We start from the raw sequence: 14,379 nt of genomic DNA on the forward strand, positions 1-14,379 counted from the left end.
TTCTTTTCGTCAAAACTGATTGTTGACACAACAACCCAGGGCCTATACGTATGGAGCAAAGCAGAATACGGGAAAATAATGATCTCGTCTATCGCCCCCGTATTTCGCTGCGCTCATAGGGGGTACGCTTAGTTAAAAGTGGGCTATTTGTTTAAGCCTAACTTTTTGTATAATATACTCCTTTAATTTCCAAAATTAAGCAAAAATGAGTACAATTCAATTACGCGGTGTCCGAACTCATAATCTGAAGAATATTGATCTCAACTTACCCCGCAATCAACTGGTCATCATTACTGGACTCTCAGGTTCGGGAAAATCTTCGCTTGCATTTGATACGTTGTATGCTGAAGGGCAACGCCGTTATGTAGAATCGCTGTCGGCGTATGCGCGGCAATTCTTATCGATGATGGAAAAACCGGAAGTGGATATGATCGAAGGGTTATCCCCGGCGATTGCCATCGAACAAAAATCGGCGTCCCACAATCCTCGTTCGACTGTGGGCACCATCACTGAGATTTATGACTATTTACGCCTGCTCTATGCCCGTATCGGTCAACCTTGCTGTCCTGTGCATCATCACGCCCTACAAGCGCAAACCATCAGCCAGATGGTCGATAGTGTGCTAGCGCTCCCGGAAGGAACAGCCGTTATGCTATTAGCACCTGTCATTCGGGAGCGCAAAGGGGAGCATCTCCAACTGTTGGAACAACTCAAATCCCAAGGCTTTATTCGTGCCCGAATCGATGGCAAGTTGGTCGAATTAGACGAAGCACCTAAGCTCAGTTTGCGAAAGAAACATACAATTGAGGTAGTTGTCGATCGTGTTAAAGTCCGTCCAGATGTGCAACAGCGTCTAGCGGAATCTTTTGAAACGACCGTGCGTTTAGCGGATGGCTTAGCCACAGTGGCCTCTTTCGAGGAAAACAAAATTGAAGAGCGCACCTTTTCAGAACGTTACGCGTGTCCCGACTGTGGTTACAGTTTGGAAGAATTAGAGCCCCGATTATTTTCTTTTAATAACCCGATGGGCGCGTGCCCTTCATGTGATGGATTGGGCGTTCAACAATATTTTGATCCCGAAAAAATTATCCACAATGAAAAAGCGAGCTTAGCTAATGGTGCGATTCGTGGATGGGACCGACACAATTTATATTATTATCAATTATTATCCTCCCTGGCCAAACATTTCGGTTTTGATATGGAAATTCCTTATTCTCGATTGCCAAAATCAATCCGACAAATGTTGCTTTATGGGAGCGAGAAAGAAGCCGTGACATTTTACCTTGTTTCGTATAATGGTAAAAAAACGAAACGTACGCATCCTTTTGAAGGCATTATTTCTATTATGGAACGACGTTATCGCGAAACCGAATCACAAGCGGTTCGTGAAGAATTAGCGAAATATTTAACGATGAGCGAATGCGAAACTTGTCAAGGTTCGCGTCTGCGAAAAGAAGCGCGGCATGTATTTTTAGAATCAAAAAACTTGCCTGAAATTACCGCCATGTCGATTGGGAATGCTTTACAGTTTTTTCAATCCCTAGAATTAAAAGGCAAGCGCGGAAAAATCGCTGAAAAAATTCTAAAAGAGGTGAATACACGATTGGGTTTTTTAGTGAATGTGGGTTTGAATTATTTAAATTTAGCACGCAGTGCTGAAACTTTATCTGGCGGCGAAGCGCAACGCATTCGTTTAGCCAGTCAAATTGGTTCGGGTTTAGTCGGAGTCATGTATATTTTAGACGAGCCGTCTATTGGATTACACCAACGCGATAACGGACGCCTATTGAAAACATTAAAACGGCTGCGTGATTTGGGCAACACGGTTATTGTCGTAGAGCACGATGAAGACGCCATTCGTACAGCCGACTACGTTGTCGATATCGGGCCCGGTGCCGGCGTACATGGCGGAGAGATTGTAGCAGAAGGTTCACCTTCTGAAATCATGAAAAATCCACGCTCGCTAACTGGACAATATTTATTGGGTAAAAAAACCATCCCAGTACCTAAAAAACGCCAGCTAAACTCCCGTTACTCTCTTTCATTAAAAGGAGCTCGTTGTAATAATTTAAAAAATGTGGACGTGGATATTCCGATCGGCTCAATGACTTGTATTACTGGCGTTTCTGGCTCTGGAAAATCAAGCCTCATCAGCGACACTCTTTATCCTATTGTTGCTTCTCGTTTAAATGGTGCAACGCAACGGCGCACCGGACCTTATCAATCCATTAGCGGGTTGGAATATTTAGATAAAGTGGTTGAAATTGATCAGAGTCCAATTGGCCGAACGCCACGTTCCAATCCCGCCACTTATACGGGTGTTTTTATGTCGGTTCGCGAATTATTTGCTGGGACGCCAGAATCGCGCTCGCGGGGTTATCTCCCTGGCCGTTTTAGTTTTAATGTTAAAGGTGGACGTTGTGAAGCTTGCGAAGGCGATGGAGTCATTAAAGTAGAAATGCATTTTTTATCAGATATTTATGTCGTTTGCGATGTCTGCAAAGGTAAACGTTACAATCGCGAAACACTAGAAGTTCACTACAAAGGAAAAAATATTTATGATGTATTGCAGATGACAGTAGAAGATGCGCGAGAATTTTTTGACGCTATTCCCATCGTCGCCCGAAAATTACAAACGCTGATTGACGTGGGATTGTCTTATATTACGCTCGGACAAAGCGCCACGACTTTGTCAGGTGGCGAAGCCCAACGCATTAAATTATCCCGTGAATTATCCAAACGGGAGACAGGCCGTACTTTATATTTACTCGACGAACCTACAACGGGTTTGCATTTCCACGATATTTTACAATTATTAACTGTGCTCCATCGTTTGCGCGACGGCGGTAATACAATTGTTGTTATTGAACATAATTTAGATGTGATTAAAGTAGCGGATTGGATTATCGACATGGGTCCTGAAGGCGGCGCTGCTGGAGGTCACGTGGTTGTTGCTGGGACACCAGAAGCAGTCGCTAAATGCAAAGACTCACACACGGGAAGTTTTCTAAAACCCATATTGAAAGCTTCCTTTTCACTAAAACCTTTGCCTGAAAAAACGATCAAGTAGTCCGTATGGAGCGAAACGGAATACGGGATTTTCACTGCTATAATCAACGAAAGATAAGGTGATTATGTTTAAAACACTGTATTGCGCAATCTTAGCATTGTGCGTGTCATTTAGTACAGTTTCAATGGCTGCTGAATCCCTAAACATGCAGATTTTTCTATAAATTTTACAGATAAAATGGCTACAGTTAAGAACGCGGTTTCCTCTAAGGGGTATCTTTCTAGTCCTGAGGATCCGATGGGGAAGAGTTCGGAATATGAAATAAGGGAAGGAACCACAGTAAAGTTCTCAATTTCTCATAGTTTATCGATTCCGCGGGGTGATGGGTGACGTCAAGTTTGATGTTGTATGAAACAACAAAACTTGCCTTGTACATGCTCATTACAGGAATTGGAAAGAAGGCATGTTGTATTATACGTTAGATTTCGACAAGGGTTACGATTTTTGTGGTTGAAGAGAGACCATTTTTATGGGATTCTCAGATATTTCTCGGTTAGAATTGCTGCTCTTGAATGAAATAATGAGTTCGACCCAGCGGAGCCTGTGTGGTTTTTACTATTGAAGAGGAAAGTGGAATTTGTAAAGACTGTAAATTGCGGAAATTCATTGTTATGGGTATAGTATCGCTATAGAAATCCTTATCTTCGGTAGAAGAGAAACCATTGGCCAAACAGTTTCAGTTGAATTAAAGAAATAGCATACCGTTGTGATTGAGGCTTATCGGCAAGGTGAGATTCGAGTGGATGTCGCCGACCTTGACTCAACGAGCTTATCCATTAATCGGTTGATAATATAGATGGCATCGTTGCAACGACAGGGAAGGTAAAATTTGCCGATTTTTCCGAGATGACCCTAGAAGACTATTCTACAGGCATACAAAATAAATTAATGAGATAAGTTGCTTTAGTGCTTATTTGGTAAAAAATATCTTAAAGAAAACCGCTCTTTTACGCTCACGAGCGGCATATTAAACCACGATCTTATTCATTACCTGCATCTCAGCTGTCATGGTAAATGGCGCATTGGACGGCTTTGTTAAAAGCTCCGCCATTGGAATGCCAAAAGGCCTACGCATATCAACGCCGTTAGCCCCACCGTGATTACAAGCTCTGCCGGTTTACGAGGTGTTACTTCCGCGGCTTCAATCCCGTCCCGGCCGCCGAAGCAGCACTCGCCTACAGTAAAAAAGCGTTGAAAGATTGCAGACGGGCTAAATTTATCGAGTGGATTATTAGCGATCATCCGCGAAGCGCGAATCCAACCATAGCCCGTATGGAGCGAAGTGGAGTACGGAAACGATGCGCTACTGAACCAGCGTTGGCATGGTAAGTCCTAGCGTTTGGTATTTTTGGTACAATAGATACGTTAACCAGAAGTTTAAGAAAAAGCATATGAGAGTAAAGTTAGTCGCTTCCGTTTTGATGTTAAGTTTGATTTTACCTCTTGCAAGCATCGGAGTGAATGGGGTAGCAGACTGCAACATATCTCCTGAAAATGCTTGTTTTCTTTTATCCAAAAATACTTATACGTGTTCTACTCCAAAGGATCTACTGTTATCCTTAATGTGTCGCGTACCAATTACTTTAAGGAGCAATCAAGTGATTGTGGATAAAACTATTTATAACTAATTGTTTGGTTATGATAGAAGACTTATGGGGGGAAGATGGAAAAAATAGCGAGCGTTGTGCCTGTGCACAATGAAATGGGCCATATAGGTCGTTAGTTCACTTGGATTGATGGGTTGCTCTAAGAAAGCTCCGGATTTAATCACATCCTTAGCTCTTTGAGAATTATGGTGTAGCCTGTATGGAGAGCGTCAGCGGAATATGGGAACCGATGCACAGCACCCATTTTCACTTTGTTGCTCTATAATGGCTACCTCGATCCCCAGCCAGAAAACTGCTCTGGGAGGCGAATTCGCGTACAATAGAGGCATGTTGAGGCTAAAAATGATCTTTTATCCGCACGTTATTGCGCCAGCCGGTGGATCGCACGCCAGTGTAGATTATGCGGCAAGCCGGCCGCTATTTACCGGAATATTGTTAATTGCGCGAAAAAATGCCAAATTTATAGCGTCTTTAAAACACCCGCACTGGCCTGTGAAGCGACGTTGCAGCGGTTAAGACGCTTTCCGCTAGATGCTGCCATTATTTTTGGCGATATACTTACCATCCCCGATGCGATGGGGGTTGATTTACATATTGCGCCGACAGTTGAGCCAGTCATTCGAAACCACGTGCGTTGTGAGCAAGATGTAAATCGGTTCCAAATGCCGGCAGTGGAAGAAGCGCTTTCTTACGTATTTGACGCTTACGTATTTGACTCCATTCGTCTAACTGTAAAAGCGCTCGATCACCTAGTTCCTTTGATTGGATTGGGTTTGCGGGAAGCCCTTGGACCTTAGCGTGTTATATGATTGAAGGTCAGAGCAGCAAAACGTTTCTAACCGCCAGGGCCATGCTTTACCAGCAGCCTGACGTATTTCACAGGTTATTACAAAAATTAACCGCCCTTACGATTGCTTATTTGAATACTCAAATTAAAACCGGTGCGGACGTCGTTATGCTATTTGATACGTGGGGCGGTTTATTAACTCCCTCATTGTATCGACAATTTTCATTGGATTACTTATCACAAATCGCCTCTGAAGTGGTCCGTCAAAAAAACAGCCGAAAGATTCCCCTCATTTTCTTCACTAAAAATGGGGACAATGGTTAGAAAGCATTGCAAACAGTGGTTGTGATGCAGTAGGATTAAGCTTGGACGATGGGCATTGGCGAGGCACGTCGACGTGTAGGGGACCGAGTTGCCTTGCAAGGTAATTTAGATCCAGCGATTTTACTATAAAATCCCGAAAGCATATCGACAGTGATCATTGGTATTTTAAAAATCCTAAGCACAAGGCTTTGGACATATATTTAATTTAGGTCATGACATCGATCCCAGCACGCCAATCGAAAACGTCACCGCCCTCGTTGAAGCTGTGCAAAACTTTTCTATTAAAAATGAAGAACCAGTCAATAGTTATTATCGGTAGTGGATTAGCAGGTTATCTCTTTGCTAAAGAACTTCGTAAATTGGACACGACAACCCCGTTGGAAATAATCACGGCTAACGAAGGCGTTTTTTATTCTAAACCATTACTATCTACCGCTTTGACAAACAAAAAATCAGCTGATGAACTAGCAGTCTGTACTGTGGACGAAATGGCTTCGCAATTGCAAGCAATCATTCACACCCATTCGATGGTCGAGGCGATTGATCCTATTTCTCAAACGGTAACGACATCGCACAAAAAAATTGCTTATAAAAAACTGATCCTGGCCTGTGGTTCTTACCCGATCCCGCCCTCTTTGCAGGGCAACGCCGTTTCGGATGTTTATTCCGTCAATGATTTGACTGCTTATGGTAGATTCCGCCGATCGATAAACAATAAAAACCGTATCGCAGTGATAGGCGCTGGGCTGGTGGGGTGCGAATTTACCAATGATTTAGTGAGTGGCGGTTATCAAGTGGAGGTTATCACTAAAGAACCTTATCCACTTGCGAAATTTGTGCCTGAATCCATTGGTCGTGCTTTGCAACAGGCGTTAGCAAACAAAGGCGTGCAATGGCATTTACAACAGGTCGTAAGCACAGTGAATCGCCACCAAAAAGATTATGAAATTAGTATGACGAAGGGGAAAACAGTAGCCGCTGATGGCATTTTTTCTGCCATTGGCATCCGCGCCAGATGTGATTTAGCTGAATCCATAAAACTTGATCGAAAGACTGGTATTATTGTCGACCGTTATTTAAAAACAAGTATAGAAAACATCTATGCACTCGGTGATTGTGCAGAAGTGGCTGGCGAGATACGTCAATACATAGCGCCTCTATTACAATGTGCGCGAGCACTGGCCAATCATTTCGCCGGCGATAAAAAGCTAGTGCATTACCCCCCCATGCCTATCGTGGTTAAAACCTCGGCTTGCGCCATCGTGACTTATCCACCCCCAAAAACAGTTAAAGGCGAATGGCAATGCAACGGGGATGGAAACAACCAGCGTGCCTTGTTTTATGACCATCAAGAAAAACTACAGGGTTTTTCCTTATCAGGTAAGTGTGTTAAAGAAAGGATTTCATTAACCCAACAATTGCCCTCCGTTTTTGAGTAGTTTAAGCTCTAGAAAGCGGGGAGAACTTTTGGAATTTTCAACCCTTCCAACTTTAATTCCATGGCCCAAAAAAGTGAATAAAAATCACGGCACTTGGTTGGAGCGACCGGGCTCTTCAAGTGTAATCGACTTAGTTATAAGAAAAAATAGATGTTTCTAACACCGAGGTTTTAAATGACACTTTACACCATTGCGATTACACTAATTTTAGTGATGGATCCACTGGGAAATATCCCCGTTTTCCTCGCCATCCTAAAAGAATACGACGCTCGCACCCAAATCCGCATTATCTTAAGAGAATCCATTATTGCTTTTTTTATTTTATCTTTATTTGTTTTCTTCGGCCGTTACATTTTGCGCGGGTTACACATCACAACGCCGGCCTTAAGCATTGCCGGTGGCGTGATTCTTTTTATTATCGCCATCCGAATGATTTTCCCACCCGACCAAAAGCCTGCTAAAGAAGATTTTGAAGAACCCTTGATTGTTCCCTTAGCCATACCGTTGACCGCGGGGCCTTCCGCAATGGCAATGGTATTATTATTCGTTACCCGAGAGTCTCATCATTTATGGTTAATATTTTTGGGGGTATTTATTGCGTCACTAATTTTTACCTTGATTATGCTATTGGCGCCTTATTTAATAAAAATTTTAGGAAAGCGTGGATTAACGGCTATTGAGCGCTTAATGGGAATGATTTTAACGACGATTGCCGTCCAAATGTTTTTAGCCGGGATTGCAGAATATTTAAATCTGTCGCTCAAATAAACGCTTATCGCTATATTTAAGGCTTAAACTTCCAATACTATACACTTCTTTTCGCCGCCCGCTTTTCAAAATTCGGAAATAGAGCGGATGATGACCTCGTGTCCCAGTTGATTTAATTGCGTCTGTAATGGATCGGTTGTATACGTCATAAAAATAACGGCTTTCTTCGTGGGATTTTATCTGTTTTTATAACAAGCGAATTACAAGAAAAATGCAGTGTATCTTCATCACTCAGCACCAGTTTTTTTATCCTCATCAATATTTTTTTCAATAAGCTGAACAGAATAGGCATCAAATGCCCCTGGATAATACATCACGGCACTGTCGAACAAAGAGCAAAAACAAGTATCCAGATGGTAAAATTTCTCATTGATTAATTTAAGCAGCATAACAGGCATTGAAAGATATGTTTCAAGGTATTCTTAGGCTTTTAATTCAGAACGGATATTATTCAGATAATCCATGTTGAAGTAATCCGGTTTACACATAAGCAATGTTGAAGGCATAGTAAGAGTGTATTGGATTATGGTATAAATAAAAATTATCCTAAGGAAGCTAACTAGGTTTTTTTTACAGCTCTTTTTGTACTCTATGGTAAAAAGAGGCTTAAAGTACCTAAAAAAAGATTGAGAAAATCATTCATGTTAAAATAGAGTACTTTTATGTGGCGATTGAAATACGCGACAATCCTTAGGCGCGCGAAAAAACTGGTTACTGTAGGAGACCTGCTCATTCACGGGGCGTCATTTGTATGGCTAACTATATCGCTAGGGAATATGGTGTCCAATCGGCTATCTCTTCTTCCATATGTTAATAAAGTTTTTTCCCCTCGCTGATAATCTTGACAGTCAATATGGAAAAATACCGTTGCCATAATTCGTTGAAAATAGGAGATTGGGGGCTCTGTTGCTCGAAAATTTCCCTTATTGGGAAAAGCTTTTTCATTTTGATCGCGAAGGCATTCCTGAGAGTGTAGTCCATACCAGAAGTTTTGGCGTTCACGGTTACTTTGAAACCGATGACTCACTCTCTGATACTTTGAAACCGATGACTCACTCTCTGAAATCACGATGACTCATTTATTTCAGAAAAAAGGCAAGAAAACCCCTGTTTTCGTGCGATTTTCGACAGTCATTGGAAGCCAGGGGCTCCCGATTTAGTTAGCGACGTGCGAGGCTTTTCCGTTAAATTTTATACGAAAAAAGGTAATTGGGGCCTCGTGTGGAACAATATTCCTGTTTTTTTATTCAAGACCCTTTAAGTCTCCGATCTTATTCGCTTCGCCAAGGCAGAATCGGATTCTGAGTTTGTACAATCGAAAACGGCGCACGATAATTTCTGAGATTTTATTTCCTTCACGCTGGAAAGTTTTCATATGATTATGTGGGCGATATCAGACCAAGCGATTTCTTGTTCTTTTCGTTTTATGGAAGGATTTGGTGTGCATACGTTGGAAACCAAAGAAAGGGTTGCAGTTAATTAGTTGGCCGGAATGGGAATTAGTATTACAATTATTACAATTATTACAATTATTACAATTATTTGATGAAAAATTTGTGGAAAAATTTCCATTTAACGTTCTGGAATCCGCTAAACTGATTCCTGAAGAATATTTTCCAATCAAAATTATAATATGATTAGTTCTCAATCGATGTATTGATAATTTTTTTTCAGAGACAGAACAAGTCACTGATCGATTCGTCAACGCCTCCGGAAAATCCATGGTTATTAAATTTCATTATCGATTTCAAGAATGACCCACTGTTGCAAGGCCGAAACTTTTCTTACTTGAATACACAACTTAAACGGTTTGGCAGTCTTAATTTCATTCATTTTCTTATCAAGGCGCCAAAATTTCCCATTCATTTTTTTCAGAAAAATCCATATGGCTATGCATAATTCAAAAGGCTAGGTCAATTATAATCATAATTTATGTCAAGAAAATGAGGAAGAAAAAGAAAAATTAATGGAAGCTTTTGATTCTTTTATCTCAAAAGGGGCTGGAATTAAATAACGCCTAATAACAGAAGAATATTGCACAAACATTAATATTTGAATTAAGAAAAGTAGAAAATCTCACTATCTATGAACTGGTGGTTTCTCATTTATTAAATGTGGATGAAGCATTAGCTCACCACGTCGCAAAAGGATCGCGATTAATGGAGATATCATCGTCTGCTCAATCAGTAACTCCTATTCAGAAAAATTTGAGAAAATCCTCAGAATTAAGCATCATCCGTGAAAAAATATTTTTAAAAATAAGATGCCATAATCGCCATACATCGTATTAAATTCACCGATGAAACCTGGATAGATATTCAAAGAAAAACTGATGCTAGCCCTTCGGCTCTTTTGCGTTGTTAATCTCAAAAAAACGAAAGTAAAAAATTAGCTAATTTAGCGGATTTTCATGATTTCCTTGTGGTTGGTGTTTAGCTGGAACTTTCATAAAGTAATTTCTTGCCTGTTTAACACCTGTAACAAGGGTATATCCAATGATATTATATCGTCTCAACAAGTTTAACTACCACCAAAAATTTCGAGTATGGCATTTTAGTTGTAAAAGATTAACGGACAGCTTTCCTTTTTATTGAAAACCAACGATAGTATTGGCATACTTTAATGACCTTTTTAAGGAGAGAGAGTATCTCCCTGTTCTGAGCGCTGATTCTGTTCAAGCCACAACCGATTTTTGTGTTTCCATACGTTCTATGACCATTTCTTGGGAAAGATGTGCTTTTTGTCTTTCTATTTTTAACTGGGCTACCAATTCTAGTTGTAATTTAAATACCTCATATTCAGCTTTTGCCTCCCGATCAGAAAGCACAGTTTACTTATATGCCAAGTGGCTGATCGTCTATCCATTGTTTTTTACCTCTTTCATACGTTTTTTACTATCTCGATCTCTTTGAATAGGTACTTTTTGTGTTTTCTTATAAAAGCATGTAGTATTATTACAATTTCTTTCTTTACCTGAGTACAATAAAATAAGCAACCCCTTCCCTATTGCATAGTTATATGGCATCCCCAAATCAGGGCCTTTCTCACTTCCATTTAATAGTGTTATGAAATATGGTAACTATTTTACCAACTAGAGTTGTTTGCAATGAATCATGAGAAAAATAGAGTAAAAATTTTCAGCTGCGGCGGTCAAATTGTTTCTAATAATATCGGGATGTGTGATCAGCTTATTAAAAAATGAGGAACTGAGTGTTGTGTTTTTAATGACTGTTGATGATTGCAAGGATCTGGATGACTACCTATTTTGAGATTTTACAAACCACTTATTATTGCTTTCTCCTTTTAGATTGTGAGGAGAAATCCTTCACGTTGATATGATCACTGTTTTAAGTTTTTTCGCTGTGATCTTTACTATCCGATTCTAATCTCATTCATTTTTGTATTTTGGTTTCTTAAATTTTTTTGATCATTAAATAATAAACATATCATTTGATCAAATGACTTTAGAAATTGAAACAATTTTTTTCTTATTTTTTAGAAAAGCACTTTCGATTTTATTTTTACTTCTAACATCTTCAAGTTGGTATCTTTTCAAACGTGAATAATTTCTCCATTTTCAGATAACCTAATTTCAGAAATAGCACTAAAATGACTAATCACATTTTCATCTTTTAAAAGATATTAAATTGAATTATTCAATGTAGTTAACGATATTTTCAGAAAAGAGATAGACTTCTCCAATTGAAGAATACCAATCAATTCCTCCGTAATAAAATGTAATTTATAACGGGGTATGACTCCAACCCACAAGCTTTAAATTGATTGATTATTACACTTCTTTTAATATTGAATTTCTAATTTAAAGATGTTGGTAGTGGATTGATTTGAATAAATAGGGAATGATTGTTTTCCGGAGAAACTATAAAAATATGTGCTTTGTCAGCACTATTTTCTCATCTTAAAAATTATTGCAGAGTTTCCTGATTGGCGTGATCGATATAGCACGTTTCTATTTCTATAGATTGAAAATTTATTTCTTTAACAAAATTTTCCATTATCCTTCGTTTTTCGAAATAATATTTCCACATCTTTAATAGAAATGATGAGAAATAGACTTTAATAATTTTTAGTAGATGACAAAATGAACCTATGTTCCAGATAAGTAAGTATAATTTACTAAAATTCTTACTCGAAGACAAATTAAGTTTGGCCTGTCTATTTTTTTTAAATTTTTATTTCTTTTTTTAAAGTAATTTATTCTTAATTATAGAAAAATTTCTTCTCATTTAAAGCTACAGGACATAGGGTGAGAGAACTAGTTTTTTTAAAATTAAATTCCCTATGACATGTCTTGTGGTTTTCTAATCGAAAATCGCTTCATATGCTGAGAATTAAAATTTTAAAACTGAGAAAAAAAGACGCATAAACTAAAAATAATTTTTTTCCAGTCTAAATTTATTTTAATTAACTTTAATTAAACGAGAAAAAGTTATTTTAGCAGCGAAATTGACCTTCTCTGGCTAAGTGACAGTTTGAACTATAGAGCCAAAAGTTACTTTGCTAATCTTGGTGCTATTATGGATCCTGAAATAGAGAAAACAGTAATCGGTAAATACACGATTACGTTTTTAAACACTCAAAACATTCAAGGTATACAACCGACTGTTATATATAAAGGCAAACAAGGTATTTTGGATGGGTAATCAAAAGATTGGAGTTTAAGTATGAAGCGTAGAATAGCGCTTATCTATAGAAAGGTATTCTAGATATTGCCATCAGTAAGAGCAGCGGTACCGCCGTCGATCCAAAAAAGTAATGATTGCTATTCACACTCAAAATCAATCTATTGGAGCTGATATCAGCATTGGAACTATAAGAGAAAAAGTGAAAGTAGATCCTGAATAGGCTTAAGTTTTAGTAAAGATAGGATTTTGAAAATTTGTCCCGCTTTCTTTAGATCAGAACAAAAATGGTGGAGTCGTTAAAAATAAAAATTTATTTAATCATAAATATAAATAACGTAGTCAGAAATGAGAATAACGCGACATTCCATTGGTCTCAAGGAATGGCAGGAAAAAATTTAAAAATTTATTTTCGATATCTGACTTTCTGTGAACATTTTTCTTATGGAGACTTGTACTCAGCGAAGTTTATACCGCTTAGTATTCTTAGGAATTCAATTTTCGTTTACTAAATTTTCACATTTTTTCACACTCGACTCTCATCCATTAAAGGGAACCAACGGTTGATGTTTTAATTTTTTGATTTTTTACAACTTAGGTAAAGAAGTTTTTTTCAAAATAGCTAATGCTACTTCTTCATCACTCATAAAGATTTCACCCATCATTTGACTTATTCAAAGAACCTCAGTAAAGATATCCAGGCAGATGCTAGTATGTGCAAATTAGATCGCAATGCAAGTCTATCTAAAAATTTTTATTTTCCTTTTCATGCTCATTAAATCGAATTGAGAACAATTCTAGTGTTGATTGGTTTTTATAGAAAAATACTTAAAGTCATTCTAGAGATTTGTATATTTTGTAATTGAATGAAATTAAATTATTTTTATTATATAAAAGTTAATATTTTGCAATTAATAAAAATTTTTGAATTTATTAACTAAACAATTTCACAAATTAACTTTATTGAGAGAGATTTTATAACCAATTTACATGAATAGCTAGGAATTAGTAAATCATTAGGAAATAAATTAAAAGATTTAGAATTTATTTCCGTATTTAATATAATAAATTTAATAGAGATATTTTCGATTTTCAGTATAATGAGCAGCTTGAAAAAATATGATCATATTTATGATGATGCTTTATTTTATGCTAACTGTAAAGTACACCATTAACAAAGTTGAGAAAAGTTGAACTTAAGTATTTTTAATTTGTCCATATTATTAAAAAATGAGAATTCAAAAAATATTATCGACTATAATAAATTATTTAACAAAAATCAGATAATTACCTGCAAGCTCGATTTTATTAATTCTTAAAAATCTCTATTGATTTATTTGGTAAACCTCTACAGATTTGTAAAAACGATTTCCGCTGATACAAATTTTTTGAATGCTGCCCAGACCCAGAGGCTATCGTTTTAAGTGAAAGAAGCGATAATCAATAACATAGAAGTAGTCAATAAAATTTTAAACAATTTAATTGGAGTTAATAACAGTAATATTCAATACTTTGATTATGAATTAACTCATATTTATCTTGCGAGCACACTATCTTTTAACTTTACTTATGAGTTAATCGATGAAATTTTAGGGGAGAGGGGGTTATGACTTTACATGACTCATTTTCTTCAAGTTCATCAGAAAAACTTTGGTCATGTAAAGACCTGATAATCATCTAGCTCCCTCCTAAAGAGTGTATAAAATAGCTTTTGTAAAAAAACAACATTCAAAAGGAGAAA

10 protein-coding genes and 4 pseudogenes are annotated in these 14,379 nt (G+C 37.8%); 10 read left to right on the plus strand and 4 right to left on the minus strand.

What is annotated here, in order from left to right:
- Positions 1 to 205 precede the first annotated feature (205 nt).
- The 5 genes and pseudogenes from uvrA to FIV31_RS05110 all read left to right on the plus strand — a co-directional run bounded on the left by uvrA (position 206) and on the right by FIV31_RS05110 (position 7,995).
- Positions 206 to 3,070 (plus strand): excinuclease ABC subunit UvrA, encoded by a 2,865-nt coding sequence (uvrA, locus tag FIV31_RS05085; RefSeq protein ID WP_280124036.1) that lies wholly within the window; start codon positions 206 to 208, stop codon positions 3,068 to 3,070.
- A 1,391-nt stretch (positions 3,071 to 4,461) separates the two neighbouring features.
- Positions 4,462 to 4,698: a hypothetical protein gene (locus FIV31_RS05095; protein WP_280124037.1), complete on the plus strand. Its 237-nt coding sequence runs from the start codon at positions 4,462 to 4,464 to the stop codon at positions 4,696 to 4,698.
- A 306-nt stretch (positions 4,699 to 5,004) separates the two neighbouring features.
- A pseudogene (gene hemE, locus FIV31_RS08555) lies at positions 5,005 to 6,107 on the plus strand (uroporphyrinogen decarboxylase).
- Positions 6,100 to 7,227 (plus strand): FAD-dependent oxidoreductase, encoded by a 1,128-nt coding sequence (locus FIV31_RS05105; protein ID WP_280124043.1) that lies wholly within the window; start codon positions 6,100 to 6,102, stop codon positions 7,225 to 7,227. Before hemE ends, FIV31_RS05105 begins: the two are co-directional and overlap by 8 nt.
- A gap of 174 nt (positions 7,228 to 7,401) precedes the next feature.
- Positions 7,402 to 7,995, plus strand: coding sequence for a MarC family protein (locus FIV31_RS05110; protein WP_280124038.1), 594 nt, complete (start codon positions 7,402 to 7,404; stop codon positions 7,993 to 7,995).
- 65 nt (positions 7,996 to 8,060) lie between these two features.
- Here FIV31_RS05110 and FIV31_RS05115 read toward each other — a convergent pair.
- Positions 8,061 to 8,444: pseudogene (locus FIV31_RS05115) on the minus strand (dimethylarginine dimethylaminohydrolase family protein); the annotation flags it as partial.
- A gap of 457 nt (positions 8,445 to 8,901) precedes the next feature.
- Here FIV31_RS05115 and FIV31_RS05120 point away from each other — a divergent pair.
- From FIV31_RS05120 to FIV31_RS05135, 4 genes and pseudogenes are all read left to right on the plus strand, one after another.
- On the plus strand, positions 8,902 to 9,069 hold the full coding sequence (locus tag FIV31_RS05120; RefSeq protein ID WP_425278272.1) for a catalase: 168 nt from the start codon (positions 8,902 to 8,904) through the stop codon (positions 9,067 to 9,069).
- Positions 9,070 to 9,076: 7 nt separating this feature from the next.
- Positions 9,077 to 9,478 (plus strand): annotated as a pseudogene (locus tag FIV31_RS08560) (catalase).
- Positions 9,435 to 9,632 carry a hypothetical protein gene (locus tag FIV31_RS05130; protein ID WP_280124040.1) on the plus strand — a complete coding sequence of 66 codons (198 nt, stop codon included), beginning with the start codon at positions 9,435 to 9,437 and terminating at the stop codon, positions 9,630 to 9,632. The pseudogene FIV31_RS08560 and the gene FIV31_RS05130 overlap by 44 nt, the downstream one beginning before the upstream one ends.
- Positions 9,633 to 9,783: 151 nt before the next feature.
- Positions 9,784 to 9,894, plus strand: coding sequence for a hypothetical protein (locus FIV31_RS05135; protein WP_280124041.1), 111 nt, complete (start codon positions 9,784 to 9,786; stop codon positions 9,892 to 9,894).
- A 775-nt stretch (positions 9,895 to 10,669) separates the two neighbouring features.
- On the opposite strand, the gene FIV31_RS05140 is transcribed toward FIV31_RS05135, so the two are convergent.
- From FIV31_RS05140 to FIV31_RS08215, 3 genes and pseudogenes are all read right to left on the minus strand, one after another.
- Positions 10,670 to 10,822 carry a hypothetical protein gene (locus FIV31_RS05140; protein WP_280124042.1) on the minus strand — a complete coding sequence of 51 codons (153 nt, stop codon included), beginning with the start codon at positions 10,820 to 10,822 and terminating at the stop codon, positions 10,670 to 10,672.
- Positions 10,823 to 10,852: 30 nt separating this feature from the next.
- Positions 10,853 to 10,983 (minus strand): annotated as a pseudogene (locus tag FIV31_RS05145) (type II toxin-antitoxin system RelE/ParE family toxin); the annotation flags it as partial.
- A 384-nt stretch (positions 10,984 to 11,367) separates the two neighbouring features.
- Positions 11,368 to 11,445 carry a hypothetical protein gene (locus FIV31_RS08215; protein WP_341873969.1) on the minus strand — a complete coding sequence of 26 codons (78 nt, stop codon included), beginning with the start codon at positions 11,443 to 11,445 and terminating at the stop codon, positions 11,368 to 11,370.
- Positions 11,446 to 12,533: 1,088 nt separating this feature from the next.
- Here FIV31_RS08215 and FIV31_RS05150 point away from each other — a divergent pair.
- Positions 12,534 to 12,659 (plus strand): DUF807 family protein, encoded by a 126-nt coding sequence (locus FIV31_RS05150; RefSeq protein WP_280124044.1) that lies wholly within the window; start codon positions 12,534 to 12,536, stop codon positions 12,657 to 12,659.
- Positions 12,660 to 14,379: the final 1,720 nt, after the last annotated feature.

Origin of the sequence: Coxiella endosymbiont of Ornithodoros amblus, from assembly GCF_019425495.1 — a bacterium.
Taxonomy (GTDB): Bacteria; Pseudomonadota; Gammaproteobacteria; order Coxiellales; family Coxiellaceae; genus Coxiella.

What these genes read in the sequence shown, in the direction of transcription:
- uvrA (WP_280124036.1), top strand. Translation starts at nt 206, where the DNA reads ATGAGTACAATTCAATTACGCGGTGTCCGAACTCATAATCTGAAGAAT.
- FIV31_RS05110 (WP_280124038.1), top strand. Translation starts at nt 7,402, where the DNA reads ATGACACTTTACACCATTGCGATTACACTAATTTTAGTGATGGATCCA.
- FIV31_RS05150 (WP_280124044.1), top strand. Translation starts at nt 12,534, where the DNA reads ATGGATCCTGAAATAGAGAAAACAGTAATCGGTAAATACACGATTACG.
- FIV31_RS05095 (WP_280124037.1), top strand. Translation starts at nt 4,462, where the DNA reads ATGAGAGTAAAGTTAGTCGCTTCCGTTTTGATGTTAAGTTTGATTTTA.
- FIV31_RS08215 (WP_341873969.1), bottom strand. Translation starts at nt 11,445, where the DNA reads ATGATATGTTTATTATTTAATGATCAAAAAAATTTAAGAAACCAAAAT.